Here is a 17,407-nt window from a genome sequence, read left to right on the forward strand (position 1 = left end):
CGCGCCGGCCAGCACGACCAGCGCGCCCACGGGGGTGTTCCAGGTGAGCCGCTCGCCCAGCAGCGCGACCCCCGCCGCGGTGGCGATCACCGGGATGAAGTAGGTGACCAGGGTGGCCCTGGTCGGTCCGATCTCGGCCACCAGCCCGTACTGCAGCAGGAAGGCGACCCCGGTGCCCAGTACGCCCAGCGCGGCCACGGCCAGCAGCGGCCCCACCGGGAACGCGGTCGGGAAGGAGGTGAACAGCGGGGTGACGACGGCCAGTTGGGCCGTGCCCAGCAAGAGCTGCGAGGCGGACATCGCCAGGTTCGAACCACCGGTGTTCGCCAGCGTGCGCCGGACGTAGGCCCAGCCGACCGCGTAGCTCGCCGAGGCCACCAGCGCCAGGACCGTTCCGGTGGCGTCGTGCCCGATGCCCTGTCCGGTGAGGCTTCGCCAGGCGCCGAGCACGATCAGGACCCCGGCGAAACCGATGCCGAGTCCGGCGACGCCGCGCCTGGTCGGCCGGTCGTCGGAGAGGGCGGCCAGCGAGAGCAGCATGCTCCACAGCGGGGTGGTGGCGTTGCAGATGCCCGCCAGCGTGGAGGAGACGGTCAGCTCGGCGTAGGCGAAGAGGGTGAACGGCAGCGCGTTCAGCAGGAAGGCGGCGACGGTCAGGTGCCCCCAGGTCCGTGCCCCGCGCGGCAGCCGCTCCCGGCGCAGCAGCAGTACCGCGCCGAGGACCGCCGTGCCGAACACCATCCGGCCCAGGGTGACCTGGAGCGGGGCGTACCCCTGGGTGCCGACCTTGATCAGCAGGAAGCTGAAGCCCCAGATCAGGCAGAGGGTGGTGAAGCGGAGGCGCCAGTCGAGGGCGGGACGGCGGACGGGAGCGGCGGACGAGCGCGCGGGGTGGGCGGGAGGGCCGGCGGCCGGGGCGCCGCGAAGGGGAGCGGTGGCGGACATGTGGCTACGATCGCGCGCTCAACGGTTAAGGACAAGCGAGATTCTCTGCACCCAACCGAGTAGCATCGCTTACATGTTGAACCTGGAGCGGCTCCGTATCCTCTGCGCCGTCGCACGCCACGGATCGGTGAGCGGCGCGGCCGAGGGGCTGCACGTCACCACCTCGGCGGTCTCCCAGCAGATGGCCAAGCTGGAACGGGAGACCGGGCAGCAGCTCCTGGCCAGGAACGGCCGCGGCATCCGGCTCACCGACGCCGGACGGCTGCTGGCCGACCACGCCCGGCGCGTCCTCTCCCAGCTCGAACTCGCCGAGGCCGAGCTGGAGGCCCACCGCGGCCAGGCCGTCGGCGAACTGGTGCTGGGTGCCTTCCCCACCGCCGCCCGCGGGCTGTTCCCCACCGCCCTGGCCGCGCTGCGCGCCGACCACCCCCGGCTGCGTGTCCGTCTGCGGGAGTTGGAGCCCGAGGACTCGGTGCGGACGCTGGTGCGCGGGGACATCGACCTCGCGGTCGTCCTGGACTGGTACAACCGTCCGCTCTCCCTGCCGGGCGGGCTGGCCAAGGCACCGCTGCTGGACGACCTCGCCGATGTGGCCATGCCCGCCGGCCACCCCCGGGCCGGAGCCGAGTGGGTGGAACTGGCGGACTTCGCGGACGACGAGTGGATCTCCTGGCCCGGCGGGGAGTTCTGCCACGACTGGCTGCTGTTCACCCTGCGCGGCCAGGGCATCGAGCCCAAGCTGTGCCACACGGCCGGGGAGCACTCCACCCAGCTCGCCCTGGTGGGCGCCGGGCTCGGCGTCGCCGTCGCCCCGCGGCTGGGCCGCGGACCGCTTCCCCGCGGCATCGCGGTCGCCCCGGTGCGGCACCCGATGAAGCGGCACGTCTACGCGGTCTGGCGCGAGGACGCCGACCGCAGGCCGTCCATCCGGGCCGCGGTGCGGGCGCTGCGCGACGCCGCGGACGGCATCATCGAGGACCGGCTTCCGGTCCGGGGGGAGGGTGCCCGGCTTCCGGTCCGGGGGGAGGGTGCCCGGCTTCCGGCCCGGGGGGAGGGTGCCCGGCTTCCGGTCCCGGAAGAGGGGGACCGGCCGGCGGCCGGCCGGTGAGCGGACCGCCGCCCGCCCGGGTCAGGACGGGCGGGCGGCGGAGCGGGAGCGAAGAGGAGAGACAGGACGGACAGGACGGACAGGACGGACGGGACGGGGAAGCGGCGGCTCAGCCGAGCCGTACGGAACCGCCCTCGACCGAGACGTTCGCCTGCGCCAGCGGCTGGGTGGCGGGGCCGCCCTGCACCGAGCCGTCCGCGATGCTGAACCTGCTGTTGTGGCAGGAGCAGACGATGGCGCCGTCGGCCACCGAACTCACCAGGCACCCCTGGTGCGTGCAGACCGCGGAGAACGCCTTGTACTCACCCGGATTCGGCTGGGTCACCACCACCTTCTGGTCCTTGAACACCGCGCCGCCGCCCTCGGGGATCTCGGAGGCCTGGGCGAGCTCCTGGCCGCCGCCGTCGCCACCGGCCTCGTCGGACCGGTCCTGTCCCGACTGGCCGGACTGCTGGTCGGCGGAGCCTGAGTCGCCGTAACCCGAGCCGTCGTCGGAGTCCGAGCAGGCGGTGAGCGTGGTGGCGAGCGAGACCGCGCCGGCCGCCGCGAGGACGGAGCGCCTGGAGGTCAGTGGAGTTGGTGCGTCGGTCATCTGGGCACTTCCCTGCTTCCTGCTGTGCGAGGACTGTGGGGATGAGGTCACAGGGCCATACGCACCGCGGGGCCGCCGCGTTCAACCGCCGCCGCACGGCGGGGAACACGGTGACGGGCAGGGTGGCGGACGGCCCGGTGAAGCACGCGGCCGAGTGGTGCTCGGCCGCCCATGCACGCCGCCCACCGGGGACACCCGGCCACCGGGTGTCACGGGCGGCGCAACATGCGGCACAGCGGTACCGGGTGCTCGTACCTTTCGGCCATCCGGGCCGAAAGGGCACTCTTCCCCGGTGTCCTGTCGTCCACCGACCCTGAAGGGGAGGGAAGCAGCGCGGGCAGCATGGAGGGGCCGCGATGTCCGAACCGCTCTACGTTCCCGTCCTGCCGGTCCGGCAGCACGCCAGGATGGCCTACGAGCGCATCCGGCCGGACGTACAGGCCGCAACGGCCCCCTTGTGGAACCTCCCGCCGTGCTCCGGGCCGCCCCCGGCGGGGCCGGGGAGAGCTCACTGGCAGAAGGAACTGAGTCGGGTGAGGGGAGCACACCGACGTCATCCCGGCTGGATCGACGCCCCGTTCGCCGAGGAAGCATGTTTACCGGAGCTTTCGGAGATCCTGTCCGAGTGCGCCGGGCTCTCCCGGCTGCTCCGCCCGGTGACCGGTCCCGACCGGAGCGGAGCCCAGCAGTCCGCCGCCCTGGAGACGGCTCGCCGGTACGGCTGCGGGGCCGGCGTCCGGGTGCGTGTACCGGGTGAGTGGGACGGTCGTACCACCGAAGCCGTCGACCATCTCCTGGGCGGAGGCCGCCCCGATGTCCCCGTTGATCTCCTGCTGGACCTGGGCGCCGTCCTGCCGGGCCGTCCCGGCGCGGGCAAGGAGGCGCTGCGGGCCCTGGACGCCCTGCTTCCGCTGGTGGCCTGGCGGACCGTCGCCGTTCTCGGCGGCGGTTTTCCCCAGCTCACGGGCGGCATGCTGGAAACGGGGGAACTCCACGAGGAACCCCGCGGTGACTGGTGCATGTGGCAGGAGGCGCGCGCGAGCGGCCGCGACTACCTGCCGCGGCTGACGTACGGTGACTACGGCGTACAACCCGTCACCGCGCTCGCCCGGGAACAAGGCCGCGGAGGCCCGCCCTGGGGCATCCTCCGCTACACGACCGAGGACTGGTTCGTGCTGTGCAAGGTGCCGAACACCGGGCCCGACCGTACGGCGGGAATCCGGACGGCGGCCCGCCGGATCCGTGAGCTGCCCGGCTTCAGGGGAGCGGCGGCGAGCGCCGGGGAGACCTGGCTGCGTGACTGCGCGGAGGGCCCTCTCACGGCAGGCAGGGGCACAGGACAGGCGGCGGACTGGCTGCGGGCCGGGAACGTCCAGCACATGACATACGTCGTTCGGTGCTCCCGTCCGTACTGACCTGTCCGTGTCCCTCCGGCCGGGCGGTGGCGCCGGTGCGCCCTGTGTCTTCCCGTACTGTCCGGTGCGCCTCGCAGAGGCCGCCATCGTCGGCGGACCACCGGTTTCCGGACCGGCTGAACCGACGACGGCGCGCGGTCCCGCGATGACCTCGCGGTGCTGATCCGGCCGGGGGCCGAGCGCCCGCGCTGCGCGCGGCGTACCCGCGGTCCCAGGCTGCCCGCCTCCGCCCGGGGCCGGGGGAGCGGGGCGCCGGACGGAACTTTCCGAGAGGGATCACGGGTTCTCCCCGGAGCGCGGGGAGCCGGTGGAAAACCGTGCATCGCAAGGCACCTGTGCCGTATAGCCTGGGAAAATGCTCCCCGAAGTCACCGCCACGCGCTATGTGACGCCGCTGCGCGAGGGCGGCTCGCTGCCCGGGCTCGTCGAGGCCGACGACCTGGGCACCTATGTCGTCAAGTTCACCGGTGCCGGCCAGGGCCGCAAGACCCTGGTGGCCGAGGTGCTGTGCGGGCGGCTGGCCCGGTGGCTGGGGCTGCGGGTGCCCGATCTGGTGGGCATCCAGGTCGACCCGGTCATCGGGCTGGGCGAGCCCGACCAGGAGGTCCAGGAACTGCTCAAGGCCAGTGGCGGGCTGAACCTGGGGATGGACTTCCTGCCCGGCTCGATCGGCTTCGACCCGCTCGCCTACCGGGTGGACGCGGCCGAGGCCGGGCGCGTGGTCTGGTTCGACGCGCTGGTGGGCAACGTCGACCGTTCCTGGCGCAACCCCAACATGCTCGTCTGGCACGGCGACCTGTGGCTCATCGACCACGGCGCGACCCTGATCTGGCACCACAACTGGCCCTCCGCGGCGCAGGCGGCCGGCCGGCCGTACGACGCCTCCGACCACGCCCTGGCGCCGGTGGGACCCGACCTCGCCGCCGCGGCGGCGGAGCTGGCGCCGCGGGTGACGGAGGAACTGCTGGCCGAGTGCGCGGCCGGCATCCCCGACGAGTGGCTGGCCGGCGAGCCGGGGTTCGGCACGCCGGACGCGGTGCGCCGCGCCTATGTCGAGGTGCTGGCGGCCCGGGCCGGTACGGTCCACGAGCGGATCACGCTCGGCGTCCCGAGCCAGGACGGGCCGTCGAGGGCGCCGGGCTGGCTGCGGGACTGGGCGGACGCCGTCAGCGGACTGCGGAAGGGCGGACAGGCGCGGTGAGTGGACGCACGGACGGACGGGACGTCTTCGAGTACGCCGTTCTGCGGGTCGTCCCCCGGGTGGAGCGCGGTGAGCTGATCAACGCCGGGGTCGTCGTGTACTGCCGGGCCCGGTCCTATGTCGCGGCCCGTGTCGAGCTGGACGAGGACCGGCTGCGGGCGCTGGACCGGGGCGTTGACGTCGAGGGCGTGCGGGCCGCGCTGCACGCCGTGGAGCGCGTGTGCCGCGGGGGAGAGGCGGCGGGGCAGGCCGCCGCCGACGACGCCGGACGGCGCTTCCGCTGGCTGGTCGCGCCCCGCTCCACCGTCGTCCAGCCCGGTCCGGTGCACACCGGGCTGACCGCCGACCCCGAGGCGGAGACCGAGCGCCTCCTGGACGTACTGGTGCGCTGAGCGCCGGGCGGCCCCTGCCCCGGCCTCCGGAAGCCCCGCAGGAGGGGTCCGGCGCGGGGCGGGGAGTGGGCTGGGACTCACTCGCGCCGTGGGACGTTGACAGGGCCCGTACCTGCTTCTAGCGTCACGTCCACCACAGGTACTAAGCGGTTGCTCAGGCATCGGGGAGCGAGGGAGTCGGCATGTCCACCACCGAACAGCGGGTCGCGATCGTGACGGGCGCGGCACGGGGCATCGGCGCCGCCACCGCCGTCCGGCTGGCCGCCCGGGGGCGGGCCGTCGCCGTGCTCGACCTGGACGAGGCGGCCTGCCGGGGCACCGTGGAGGAGATCACCGCGGCGGGCGGCAGGGCGCTGGCGGTCGGCTGCGACGTGTCGGACGCCGGGCAGGTCGAGGCCGCCGTGGCCCGGGTCGCCGGGGAGCTGGGCGCACCGGTCGTCCTGGTCAACAACGCCGGGGTGCTCCGCGACAACCTGCTGTTCAAGATGAGCGACTCCGACTGGGACACCGTGCTGAACGTGCATCTGCGCGGTGCCTTCCTGATGTCCCGGGCCTGTCAGAAGCACATGGTCGACGCGGGCTTCGGCCGGATCGTCAATCTCTCCTCCAGCTCCGCGCTGGGCAATCGGGGGCAGGCCAACTACTCCGCCGCCAAGGCCGGTCTGCAGGGCTTCACCAAGACCCTCGCCATCGAGCTGGGCAAGTTCGGCGTCACCGCCAACGCGGTGGCCCCCGGTTTCATCGCCACCGAGATGACCGCCGCCACCGCCGCCCGCGTCGGCATGGACTTCGAGGCGTTCCAGCAGGCCGCCGCCTCCCAGATCCCCGTCCAGCGGGTCGGCAGGCCCGAGGACGTCGCGAACGCCATCGCGTTCTTCACCGGTGACGAGGCGGGCTTCGTCTCCGGCCAGGTGCTGTACGTGGCCGGCGGGCCGCTCGACTGACGGCCGGAAGACCCCTCAACCGGCCCACCGGCCCACCGGCCCACCAGGAAACGGAAGAGACATGTCAGTGCGGGACAACGGCAGGGTCGCCATCGTCACCGGGGCGAGCCGCGGCATCGGCTACGGCATCGCCGAGGCGCTCGTCGCCCGCGGCGACCGGGTGTGCGTCACCGGCCGTGACGAGAAGTCCCTGGAAGAGGCCGTCGCGCGGCTCGGCGCGGACCGGGCCCTCGCAGTGGCCGGGAAGGCGCACGACGCGGCCCACCGGGCGGAGGTGGTCGAGCGCACCATGGAGGCGTTCGGCCGGGTGGACCACCTGGTCAACAACGCCGGCACCAACCCGGTCTTCGGCCCCCTGGCCGAACTGGATCTGGCCGTCGCCCGCAAGATCTTCGAGGTCAACGTGCTCTCGGCGCTCGGCTTCGCCCAGCTCACCTGGGCGGCCTGGCAGAAGGAGCACGGCGGCACCGTCGTCAACATCGCCTCCCTGGCCGGGCTGGGCGCCTCGCCCTTCATCGGCGCCTACGGCATGAGCAAGGCCGCGATGGTCAACCTCACCCTCCAGCTCGCGCACGAGATGTCGCCGGGGGTACGGGTCAACGCCATCGCCCCGGCGGTGGTGAGGACGAGGTTCGCCGCCGCGCTCTACGAGGGGCGCGAGGAGGAGGTCGTCGCCGGCTATCCGATGGGGCGGCTCGGCACGCCCGAGGACGTCGCCGGCGCCGCGGCCTTCCTCACCTCCGACGCCTCCGGCTGGATCACCGGCCAGACCCTCGTGATGGACGGCGGCAAACTCCTCAACGCCGGGATCGGCTGACTGCGGACGCCCGGGAAGCCCAGTACGTCCCGGCGTCCACGGGCGCCGCGCAGCGCGCCCGGCCGGCCTGTACCGCCCCGGTGCCGGGCCGCCCGACCGGCGGCCCGGCACCGGGGTCTCCGCTTCCAGCCGCTCTCTCGCCCTCCGCCGCGGACCCGCGCTGCTCCTTGCTCACAAGGGGTGCCGACTCCGTCACATGCTGCGGTATGGTCTGCGGCGTCGTCGACGCGGCAGACCTCAAGGGCCTGCCGGGGGCCTGCCGTACGTGCGGCCGCACGCGCGCCGAAGGCGCGCGTCCCCACCCTTTCCCGTCGGCGGACCACCCCCGCGCACACCCAGGCACCAGTGGCATCGCCGACCGAGGAGCGTTACGAGTGTTCAGCCAGGACAGGCCTCTTCTGAAGGGCACGGCCGCGGTGGCGGCGGCGGCCCTGCTCGCCGGATGCGGCTCGCTGGTCGAGGGAGGCGGACGTGCCGGTGGTGCCGGCAGCGCGCTCACGGTCGGCACCACCGGCGCGCCCACCTCCCTCGACCCGGCCGGTGCCTGGGACGGTTCATGGGAGCTGTTCCGCAACGTCTACCAGACGCTGCTGTACTTCCCCGACTCCAGCGGCACCCCGGAACCCGACGCCGCCCAGCGCTGCGCCTTCACCGACAAGGCCAGCAGCGTCTACCGCTGCGTCCTCAGGGAGGGCCTGACCTTCTCCAACGGCAGCCCGCTGGACGCCGAGGCGGTGAAGTACTCCCTGGAGCGCACCCTCGCCATCAAGGCGGACACCGGTCCCGCCCAGTTGCTGCAGAGCATCGACCGCATCGAGACCTCCGGCGACCGGACGGTCGTCTTCCACCTCAGGCGGCCCGACGCGACCTTCCCGCTGGTGCTCGCCACTCCCGCCGCCTCCCTCGTCGACCCCTCCGCCTATCCGGCCGACCGGCTGCTGGACTCCGCCACGGTCACCGGCTCCGGACCGTACCGGCTGGCGTCGTACGAACGGGGCGAGCGGGCCGAACTGGTCCGGAACAGGGAGTACGAGGGTTCCGCCGAGATCAAGAACGCCGCCGTCACCATCCGGTACTTCGAGGACCCGGCGGAGATGGTCGACGAACTGGGGAAGGGCGGCATCGACCTGACCTACCGGGGGCTGACCCCCGAGCAGATCTCCGACCTCCGGCGGAACCGCGCCGACCACCCGGACATCAAGCTCAGCGAGGTCTACGGCACCGAGATCCGCTACCTGGCGTTCAACCCGGAGCACGAGCCGGCCGGCGAGCGGGCCGTCCGCCGGGCCGTCGCCCAGGTCATCGACCGCGAGGAACTGGTCAGCGAGGTCTACGAGGGCACCGCCGCGCCGCTGTACTCCATGGTCCCCAGCGGGATCACCGGGCACACCAGCGCCTACCACGAGGAGTACGGCGACGAGCCCGGCGCGGAGAAGGCCGAGGCCGCCCTGGAGGAGGCCGGGATCACCGGGAAGGTGCCGCTGACCCTGTGGTACACCACCGACCGCTACGGGGCGGGCACCGAACGGGAGTTCCGCGAGATCGAACGGCAGCTGGAGGAGTCGGGGCTGTTCGAGATCACCCTGGAGGGGCGGAGGTGGCGCGAGTTCCAGAAGGGGGTGGCCGAGGGCGAGTACCAGGTGTTCGGCCGCGGCTGGTTCCCGGACTTCCCGGACGCGGACAACTACATCTCGCCGTTCGTCGGCAAGGAGAACGTCCTGGGCGTGCCGTACGAGGACGCCGACCTGACCGGCGGGCTGCTGCCCCGGTCCCGCAGGCTGGGCGACCGCAGCGCGGCCGGCGACGTCCTGGCCGAGGCCCAGCGGATCCTGGCCGAGGACGCCCGGCTGCTGCCCCTGTGGCAGGGCAAGCTCCACATCGCCGCCCGTGACGACGTCGCCGGTGTGGAGTGGAGCACCGACTCCTCGACGATCATGCGGATGTGGGAGCTCTCCCGCAAGAAGAGCTGGTGACCGCCGGGCTCTCCGTACCGCCGTGCCGTTGTCGGCGGGCCCCGGTACGTTCTGAGGGCGCGTCCGGGAAGGCGCGCGGAACCGACACCGGAGGTTGTCTCACGTGAACGGCATGCTGCCCGAGTCCTGGCACGGGGTCCTCGGTGACGAGCTCGAGAAGCCCTACTTCAAGGAGCTCGTCGAGTTCGTCGAGGAGGAGCGGGCACGCGGACCGGTCTACCCGCCCCGGGAGGAGGTCTTCGCGGCGCTGGACGCCACCCCCTACGACCGGGTCAAGGTGGTGATCCTCGGCCAGGACCCGTACCACGGCGAGGGCCAGGGGCACGGGCTGGCGTTCTCGGTGCGCCCCGGGGTGCGGATCCCGCCGTCCCTGCGGAACATCTACAAGGAACTGCACGCGGAGCTGGGCTGTCCCGTCCCCGACAACGGCTATCTGATGCCCTGGGCCGAGCAGGGCGTGCTGCTGCTCAACGCGGTCCTGACGGTCCGGGCCGGGGAGGCCAACTCCCACAAGGGCAAGGGATGGGAGAGGTTCACGGACGAGGTGATCCGCGCCGTGGCCGCCCGGCCCGACCCGGCCGTCTTCGTGCTGTGGGGGGCCTACGCCAGGAAGAAGCTGCCGCTGATCGACACCGGGCGGCACGCGGTGGTCCAGGGAGCCCACCCCTCGCCGCTGTCCGCGAAGAAGTTCTTCGGCTCCCGCCCCTTCACCCAGATCAACGAGGCGATCACGGCGCAGGGGCACACCCCGGTCGACTGGTGCGTCCCCGACCTCGGGGCCTGACGGCGGCCGGGCCGGCCCGCGGAGCCGGACCGGGGTGGCCCGGCCGGCGCCACGGGGCCGGTCCTCAGGCCAGCTCGTACTCGAAGCTGTAGGGGACGGACGGTTCGCCGTGCACGGCGGTGAAGCCGCCCGTCCCCCGCAGCCCGGCCAGCTCTCCGGTGCCGGAGCCGGGCACCACCTCGAAGACGCAGCGCACGGTCGCCCGCTCGTCGAAGGTGCCGCGCTCGGCGAGGACGAAGCTGCCCTTGCGGCCGCCGACGGTGCCGGTGAGCAGTTCGTGGCCGCTGAAGGACCCGGCCGAAGCCGGATTCCCGGTGGTGTACACGGTGGTGTAGGCGCACGCCGTCCCGGCGGCCTCGATACCGCCGGTGAAGTGGTTGGTGACGGTGGTGGTGGTCAGCCTCGGGCCGTCCTCGGCCGCGGAGAGGACGGTCTCCCGCCAGTCGGCGAAGGTGAAACTGCCGGTGGTGTGCGTGGGCATGGAACTTCCTCCGTAACCGGTGGCGCGGGTCCGTCCCGCGCCCGGTGCCCCCACCCTCGCGCCCGTACCTGACATCTTCTGTCAGGTACGGGCGGCAGACTGGTGCCATGCGCGCCGACCGCCTGCTGCGGATGCTCCTGCTGCTCCAGAACCGGGGCCGGATGACCGCCCCCGAGCTCGCCGCCGAACTGGAGGTCTCGGTCCGGACCGTCTACCGCGACGCGGAGGCGCTCATCGCCTCCGGCGTGCCGCTGGCCGCCGACCGGGGACCGGAGGGCGGCTACCGCCTCATGACGGGCTACCGCACCCGGCTGACCGGGCTCACCGGGGAGGAGGCCGACTCCCTCTGGCTGGCCGGCATGCCCGCCGCCGCGGCCGAGCTCGGGCTGGGCGCCGGACTGGCCACCGCCCAGCTCAAGCTGCGTGCCGCGCTCCCGGACCGGCTGGCCGAGCGCACCCGGCGGATCTCCGAGCGCTTCCACCTCGACGCTCCCGCCTGGTTCCGGGACGCCGACCCGGTACCGCAGTTGGCGCGGGTGGCGGAGGCCGTCTGGGAGCAGCTGGCGGTACGCGTCCACTACCGCCGCTGGCGCGGTGAGGTGCACCGCGAGCTGCACCCGCTCGGGCTCGTGCTCAAGGGAGGCATCTGGTACCTGGTCGCCCGTGCCGCCGCTGCCGCCGCTGCCGCCGCTGCCGCCGCTGCCGCCGCTGCCGCCGGAGTTTCCGGGGACGCCGGGGACTCCGGAGCGGGGGAGCGGGCCGTGCGCACCTACCGGGTCTCGCGCATCCTCGCACTGGACATCCCCGGCGAGCGCTTCGAGAGGCCCGCGGATTTCGACCTCGCGGCGTACTGGGCGGAGGTCTCCGGCCGGATGGAGACCGGGCGCCACCGGGGCGAGGCGCTGCTGCGCCTGTCACCGCGCGGTCTGCGGCTGCTGCCCATGCAGTTCGGCGCGGTGGGCGCGCGGGCGGCGGCGGAGGCGGACGGACCGGACGAGGACGGCTGGGTGCGGGTGCTCCTCCCGGTGGAGAGCACCCCCATGGCGGTGGGCGATCTGCTCCGGCTGGGCACGGAGGCCGAGGTGCTCGGCCCCGCCGAACTGCGCTCGGCGGTGGCGGACGCGGTGGGAACGCTGGCGCGCCGGTACGGGCGCGGCGACGGTGGCGGCCGGCCCCGGGACGGCGGCTGACCGGGCTCCGCCCGGGAGCCCGCCGGTGCCCGCGCCGGAGGCGTCAGCGGAGACTCCGGCAGAACCCGTCCTCCAGCCCGTGCGGGTCCCAGCCGGCGACGGAACCGGCCACATCGCACATGCCGGGGCCGGCGGGGCCGGAGCGCGCCGGTGGCGTGCCGCCTCCGGGAGCGGGTGCAGGCGTGTGGGAGGGGGCACCGCCGGGGGTGCGCCCGGGGGTGTGCGCAGGTGCGGGAAGGGACCGGGGGGTGCGGGAGGGCGTCCGCCCGGCCGGTGGGCGCCGCCGCTCGGGTGCCGGTGCGGCGGTTCGGGCGGGTGGCCCGGTGCGGCGGGCGGGCGGCGCCGCCGAGGTCCCGGGCACGGCCCGCGGACCGGAGGCGGGGCGCGCCGCCCGGCGGGGAGTGTGGGCGGCCCTCCCGCGCGGTGCGGGAGCCGGCCGCACGGCGGAGGGCCCCGGAGCGGACCGGCGGACCGGCTCGGTCCGCCCCGGCTCCCGGCTTCTCACTCCGCTCCCTCCGGCTCCCGTCCCGGCGGCCCGGTCCTTCCGGTCCTTCCCGCGCCTCTCGTCCTTCTTGCCCTTACGGCCCTTCCCGTGGTGCCCGGCCCGCTCCCGTTCCCCCGGGACCTGGGCCAGGTTCTCCCGCGCCGGGCCCGGGCTCTCCCGGGGCCCGGCGTGCCGCTCGGCGGGAAGGGAGGTGGCGGGCCGGGGCGGCGGCGTGCCGCCCGCCGCCCGGGAGCCGCCGGCCACCGTCGTACAGCCCGCCAACGTCACCGCCGTCAGGCAGGCCCCGATCAGTACCAGGGCACCGGTTCCGGTCCTCATGTCTCGCACCTGGACAACTCTGCCGACCGCGGCCGCCACCGGGAAACCTCCACCGGAGTGACACCGGCGGCCCGGCGGCACCCGTACGGCCTACGGAGCGGGGCGTACGGGTGAGCGGGCGGGCGGCGGGCGGTGTCTCATCGCCGCAGCATCCCCGCCAGCAGCTCGCCCAGCCCGGCCCGCAGCTCCTCCAGGGCGGGCACCGTCGAGTGGTAGGAGCCCGCGGTGCAGGAGAACATCATCCCGTCGCACCAGGCGATCAGCGACAGCGCGTGCCGCTCGGGCTCGGCCGACCCGGCGGCGGTCATCATCGCCACCAGCGGCTCCCGGAAGGCGTTGCCGCCCGTCCGGTCGTAGACGGCCCGCAGGGCGGGGCGACGGGTCGCCTCCAGGGCCAGTTCGTAGCGGGCGACCGTCAGGTGGCGGTGGTGGGTCAGATAACGGTGCAGGGTCCGGGCCAGGGCCTCGGCCAGGGCGCCGGCCGGGTCCCCGGAGCCGCCGGGCACCGGTGTCCGCCGCGGTTCCAGCACGCTCGCCTCGCGCACCGCCAGCCGCCGCACCGTCAGCTCCAGCAGTGCCTCGCGGGTGCGGGCGTGGTTGGAGGTGGAGCCCTGCGGCAGGCCGGCCGCCTCGTCCACCGCGCGGTGGGTGAGCCCGCGCAGTCCCCGCTCGGCAAGCAGGCCGATCGCGGTGTCGGCGATCAGTTCGGTACGGGCGGGAGGGCGGGCGGTGCGCGGAGCCATGCGGTCAACCTACCGGCTCCACTACAGCCGTAGTAGGCTGCCGGTGTCACTACAGATGTAGTGACGGTTTCTCCGTAACCGTCCACACCGGGAGGGCACCCCATGCACCAGCCCCGAGCCGTCGTCGTCGGAGCCGGGATCGGAGGCCTTACCGCGGCCGGGGCACTGCACCGGCGCGGCTGGCGGGTCACCGTCCTGGAACGCGCCGCCGAGCTGGAGCCGGTCGGCGCGGGAATCGCGCTGGCCCCCAACGCCCAGCGGGCCCTGGACGTCATCGGGCTCGGCGACGCCGTCCGCGCGATGTCCGCCTGGCAGGGCGAGGGAGGACTGCGCACCCCCTCGGGCCGCTGGCTCTCCCGCACCACCCAGGACGCGGCGGCCGAGCGCTTCGGCGGCCCGGTCGTCGTGGCCCACCGCGCCGACCTCGTCACGCTGCTCGCCGCCCGGCTGCCCCAGGGCGCCGTCCGCACCGGCACCCCCGCCCGGATCACGGACCCGGGGACGGCGGAGCGGCCCGCGACCGTGCGCACCGGGGGCGGCGAGGAACTCGCCGCCGACCTCGTCGTCGCCGCGGACGGCATCCACTCCGCCGCCCGGGAAGTCCTCTTCCCCGGCCACCCCGCGCCCCGCTACGCGGGATTCACCGCCTGGCGGTTCGTCGCCCCCGCGCCCGGGCGGCCCTTCGCCCCCCACGAGACCTGGGGCCGCGGCGCGCTGTGGGGGACCGTCCCGCTGCACGACGGCCGGGTGTACGTCTACGCCACCGCAACCGTCCCCGCCGGGACACGTTTCCCGGCGGGCGAGCGGGCCGAGCTGCTGCGCCGGTTCGGCACCTGGCACCATCCCGTGCCCGAACTCCTCGCCGCCGTACCGCCGGACGCCATCCTGCGCAACGACGTGTACCGCACCGCCGCCGCGCCGCCCGCCTACCACCTGGGCCGCACCGCCCTGCTCGGCGACGCCGCGCACGCCATGGCGCCCAGCCTCGGCCAGGGCGGCTGCCAGGCGATCGAGGACGCCGTCGTCCTGGCCCACCACGCCGCCTCCGCCGACGGAGGCGGCGCGGGGACGGTACGCGCCCTGGCCGCGTACACCCGTGACCGGCTGCCCCGCACCATGGACGTCGTACGCCGCTCCACCCGGGTCGGCCGGCTGTTCACCCTGTCGTCGGCGCCCGCCTGCGCCCTGCGCGACGCCGTGGTCACCGCCGCCAACCGGGTCGGCCCGCGACTGGCCCTGCGCAGCCTCGACGGCATCGCCGACTGGCGGCCGCCGCGGGAGTCGTATGCTGCCGGGACACGGCGGTCGCGCACCGCGCCGGAGTGACGGCGACGGCGGCGGCAGCGGCGGTGAACGACGGCGAGACCGGGGAGGCCCTGTGCGGATCGGTGTGATCGGGCTCGGTGACATCGCACGGAAGGCCTACCTCCCGGTGCTCACCGCCCAGCCGGGCCTGGAGCTCCACCTCAACACCCGCACCCGCGCCACCCTGGACCGGATCGCAGACGCCCACCGGATCCCCGCCGCGCAGCGCCACCCGGACCTCGACGCGCTGCTCGCCGCCCGGCCCGACGCGGCCTTCGTCCACGCCCCCACCGAGACCCACCCGCGGATCGTCACCCGGCTGCTGGAGGCCGGGGTGCCCACGTACGTCGACAAGCCGCTCGCCTACGAGCCGGCCGAGGCCGAGCGGCTGGTCCGCCTCGCCGAGGCGCGGCACACCGCGCTGACCGTCGGCTTCAACCGCCGCCACGCCCCCGGCTACACCCAGTGCCTGGAGCATCCGCGCGAGCTGATCCTGATGCAGAAGAACCGGGTCGGCCTGGCCGCCGACCCGCGCGAGGCGGTCTACGACGACTTCATCCACGTCGTCGACACCCTCCGCTTCCTGCTGCCCGGCCCGGCCGTGCACACCGACGTCCGGGCACGCGTCAGCGGGGGACTGCTGCACCACGTGGTGCTCCAGCTCTCGGGCGACGGCTTCACGGCGATCGGCGTCATGAACCGGATGAGCGGCAGCACCGAGGAGATCCTCGAGGTGGCCGGGCAGGACACCAAACGCCAGGTGCTCAACCTGGCGGAGATCGTCGACCACAAGGGCCAGCCCAGCGTCCGCCGCCGCGGGGACTGGGTGCCGGTGGCCCGTCAGCGCGGCATCGAGCAGATCACCCTCGACTTCCTCGACGCGGTGCGCGCCGGACGGCGGCCGGGCGCCGAGGACGCCCTGCGCACCCACGAGCTGTGCGAGCGGATCGTCACCGCCGTACTGGAGCAGTCCCGCTGACGGACGCCCGCCCCGCCCTCCGGCCCCGCACCCGGCCGGCCGCCGCGACGGCGCCGGCCGCCGACAGCGCTCCCAGCGCGGCGGCCGGCACCCAGTCGCCCAGCCGCACGTACGGGCTGGTGCCCGAGGCCAGCGGCACCTCGTACACCGCCGCCCCGCGGTGGCCGGTGCCCAGCCGCCCGCCCACCGGCCCGCCGCGCGGACCGTGCACCGCGCTCACGCCGGTCAAGGTGGCGTGCACCATCGGCCGCCAGGTCTCCGCCGCCCGCAGCGCCGCCAGGGAGGCGTGCTGCTCCGGTGCCCAGCTCTCCTGGAAGGTCGAGGTCGCCGACTGGGCGACCAGCAGTTCGGCCCCGTCGCGCGCCAGCGCCCGGCTCATGTCGGGGAAGGCGGACTCGAAGCACACCAGCAGGCCGGCGGCCGTGCCGTCCGCGTCCGCCACCACCGGGTTCTTCCCGCGCCGGCGGTCCTCCTCGGCGGCCCGGCCCACCGCGGTGGCCCAGCCCAGCAGGGAACGGGCCGGTATGTACTCGCCGAACGGGACCAGCCGCATCTTGTCGTAGCGGCCGGTGGGACCACCGGGACCCACCAGCACCGAACTCTTGAAGATCCCCGGCCGGTCCGAACGCCGCGCGTCGACGTTGACCAGCAGCGGCGCACCGACCCGCGCGGACAGCCCGGCCAGCCGGTCCCGCAGGCCGGGGCGGTCGCCCAGGTCGTAGCCGACGCTGCTCTCGCCCCACACCACCAGGTCCGCGTCCCGGCCCGCCAGTTCGCGGGTCAGCCGGGCACCGGCCTCGAAGCGCACCTCGGGACCCTCGACCACCCCCGGCTGCACCACCGCGACCCGGACGGTGCCGGACGGCCGGGGCAGCGGCCCCCACGCCCAGACCGCGGCCGGCACCAGCGCGCACACCACGGCCGCGGCCACCGCGGCGGTACGCGCCCGGGGGAGCGCGGCCAGCACCACCAGCACGGTGTTCACCGCCACCAGCCACACCGTCACCAGCCACACCCCGCCCAGCGAGGCCAGCCGCAGCGCGGGCGGCACCTGCCACTGGCTCGCCCCGAGCAGCGCCCACGGCCCGCCCAGGTACTCCCAGGAGCGCACCAGCTCGATCACCAGCCACGCCGACGGCAGCAGCACCACGGCCGCCAGTGCCCGCCCCGGCCCCGGCGTACCGCCCAGCAGGCGCCGGGCCAGCCAGCCCCAGGGCGCCCACAGCAGCCCCAGCAGGGCCGCCACCACGAGGAGGAAGACATGCAGACTCGGTGCCAGCCAGTGGTGCGTGGCCAGCAGGAAACCGGTGCCGCCCAGCCAGCCCTCCACGGCGGCACGGCGCCCGCTGTCCGCCGTCCGCAGCAGCAGCAGCCACGGCACCAGCGCCGCGTAGGCCCACCACCACAGCGACGGCTCGGGGAAGGCCGGGGCGGGCAGCGCGCCCGCCGCCACCGCGAGTACCCCGCGCCGCCACCGCCGTACGCCCGAAGCCGCCCGCATGCCGTGCCTCCTCACCCGGTCCGGAACCGGTGTGCGGGGCCGCCGCCGCACGGACAGGAGACCGTGCCACGGACGGGCCCGGGAGAGGAACCGGTCCCTCCGGGTTTCGCCGGTCCGTTTGCGGGTCACCGTTCCCAGGAAACAGCCGGTCATTGCACCCGGACCCGGGAGGACGGCCGGGAGCGGGAGGCGGGAACGGGGCGCGGCCGGGAGA

At 74.7% G+C, this 17,407-nt stretch carries 16 protein-coding genes; 11 read left to right on the forward strand and 5 right to left on the reverse strand.

From position 1 onward, the window contains the following. A partial coding sequence (locus CUT44_RS00835) for a DMT family transporter (protein ID WP_100200143.1) occupies positions 1–945 on the reverse strand: 945 nt, incomplete at its 3' end. A gap of 73 nt (positions 946–1,018) precedes the next feature. On the opposite strand from CUT44_RS00835, the gene CUT44_RS00840 reads away from it, so the two are divergent. Continuing rightward, positions 1,019–2,053, forward strand: coding sequence for a LysR family transcriptional regulator (locus CUT44_RS00840; RefSeq protein ID WP_100200144.1), 1,035 nt, complete (start codon positions 1,019–1,021; stop codon positions 2,051–2,053). 109 nt (positions 2,054–2,162) lie between these two features. Here CUT44_RS00840 and CUT44_RS00845 read toward each other — a convergent pair whose 3' ends face one another. Next, entirely contained in the window at positions 2,163–2,645 is a 483-nt protein-coding gene (locus CUT44_RS00845) for a Rieske (2Fe-2S) protein (protein WP_100200145.1), read from the reverse strand. Positions 2,646–3,001: 356 nt separating this feature from the next. Here CUT44_RS00845 and CUT44_RS00850 point away from each other — a divergent pair, with 356 nt between their 5' ends. The 7 genes from CUT44_RS00850 (at position 3,002) to CUT44_RS00880 (ending at position 10,171) form a co-directional block, all read left to right on the forward strand. Beyond that, the gene (locus CUT44_RS00850; RefSeq protein WP_100200146.1) at positions 3,002–4,060 is read left to right on the forward strand and encodes a beta family protein; all 1,059 of its coding nucleotides are present in this window, start codon (positions 3,002–3,004) and stop codon (positions 4,058–4,060) included. A 355-nt stretch (positions 4,061–4,415) separates the two neighbouring features. Then, positions 4,416–5,261: a HipA family kinase gene (locus tag CUT44_RS00855; RefSeq protein ID WP_100200147.1), complete on the forward strand. Its 846-nt coding sequence runs from the start codon at positions 4,416–4,418 to the stop codon at positions 5,259–5,261. After that, the gene (locus CUT44_RS00860) at positions 5,258–5,653 is read left to right on the forward strand and encodes a DUF3037 domain-containing protein (RefSeq protein ID WP_100200148.1); all 396 of its coding nucleotides are present in this window, start codon (positions 5,258–5,260) and stop codon (positions 5,651–5,653) included. The genes CUT44_RS00855 and CUT44_RS00860 overlap by 4 nt, the downstream gene beginning before the upstream one ends. Positions 5,654–5,835: 182 nt before the next feature. After that, entirely contained in the window at positions 5,836–6,597 is a 762-nt protein-coding gene (gene fabG / locus CUT44_RS00865) for a 3-oxoacyl-ACP reductase FabG (protein ID WP_100200149.1), read from the forward strand. 61 nt (positions 6,598–6,658) lie between these two features. Then, positions 6,659–7,414: an SDR family oxidoreductase gene (locus CUT44_RS00870; RefSeq protein ID WP_100200150.1), complete on the forward strand. Its 756-nt coding sequence runs from the start codon at positions 6,659–6,661 to the stop codon at positions 7,412–7,414. Between the two features lie 374 nt (positions 7,415–7,788). Continuing rightward, positions 7,789–9,387 carry an ABC transporter substrate-binding protein gene (locus tag CUT44_RS00875; RefSeq protein WP_233221061.1) on the forward strand — a complete coding sequence of 533 codons (1,599 nt, stop codon included), beginning with the start codon at positions 7,789–7,791 and terminating at the stop codon, positions 9,385–9,387. Between the two features lie 112 nt (positions 9,388–9,499). Further along, positions 9,500–10,171 (forward strand): uracil-DNA glycosylase, encoded by a 672-nt coding sequence (locus CUT44_RS00880; RefSeq protein WP_100200363.1) that lies wholly within the window; start codon positions 9,500–9,502, stop codon positions 10,169–10,171. 64 nt (positions 10,172–10,235) lie between these two features. On the opposite strand, the gene CUT44_RS00885 is transcribed toward CUT44_RS00880, so the two are convergent. Continuing rightward, complete coding sequence (locus CUT44_RS00885) at positions 10,236–10,652, reverse strand: DUF3224 domain-containing protein (protein ID WP_100200152.1); 417 nt, start codon at positions 10,650–10,652, stop codon at positions 10,236–10,238. 107 nt (positions 10,653–10,759) lie between these two features. On the opposite strand from CUT44_RS00885, the gene CUT44_RS00890 reads away from it, so the two are divergent. Next, entirely contained in the window at positions 10,760–11,842 is a 1,083-nt protein-coding gene (locus CUT44_RS00890) for a helix-turn-helix transcriptional regulator (RefSeq protein WP_100200153.1), read from the forward strand. A gap of 960 nt (positions 11,843–12,802) precedes the next feature. On the opposite strand, the gene CUT44_RS00900 is transcribed toward CUT44_RS00890, so the two are convergent. Beyond that, positions 12,803–13,408: a TetR/AcrR family transcriptional regulator gene (locus tag CUT44_RS00900; protein ID WP_100200155.1), complete on the reverse strand. Its 606-nt coding sequence runs from the start codon at positions 13,406–13,408 to the stop codon at positions 12,803–12,805. Positions 13,409–13,510: 102 nt separating this feature from the next. On the opposite strand from CUT44_RS00900, the gene CUT44_RS00905 reads away from it, so the two are divergent. Together CUT44_RS00905 and CUT44_RS00910 are read left to right on the forward strand one after the other, a co-directional pair. After that, entirely contained in the window at positions 13,511–14,734 is a 1,224-nt protein-coding gene (locus CUT44_RS00905) for an FAD-dependent monooxygenase (protein WP_100200156.1), read from the forward strand. A 52-nt stretch (positions 14,735–14,786) separates the two neighbouring features. After that, entirely contained in the window at positions 14,787–15,692 is a 906-nt protein-coding gene (locus CUT44_RS00910) for a Gfo/Idh/MocA family protein (protein ID WP_100200157.1), read from the forward strand. Here CUT44_RS00910 and lnt read toward each other — a convergent pair. Then, a complete protein-coding gene (gene lnt / locus CUT44_RS00915; protein ID WP_100200158.1) occupies positions 15,664–17,193 on the reverse strand; it encodes an apolipoprotein N-acyltransferase in 1,530 nt (509 codons plus the stop codon). The two genes, CUT44_RS00910 and lnt, sit on opposite strands and share 29 nt — an antisense overlap. Positions 17,194–17,407 lie beyond the last annotated feature (214 nt).

The sequence above is a fragment of the Streptomyces carminius genome, assembly GCF_002794255.1.
Classification (GTDB): domain Bacteria; phylum Actinomycetota; class Actinomycetes; order Streptomycetales; family Streptomycetaceae; genus Streptomyces; species Streptomyces carminius.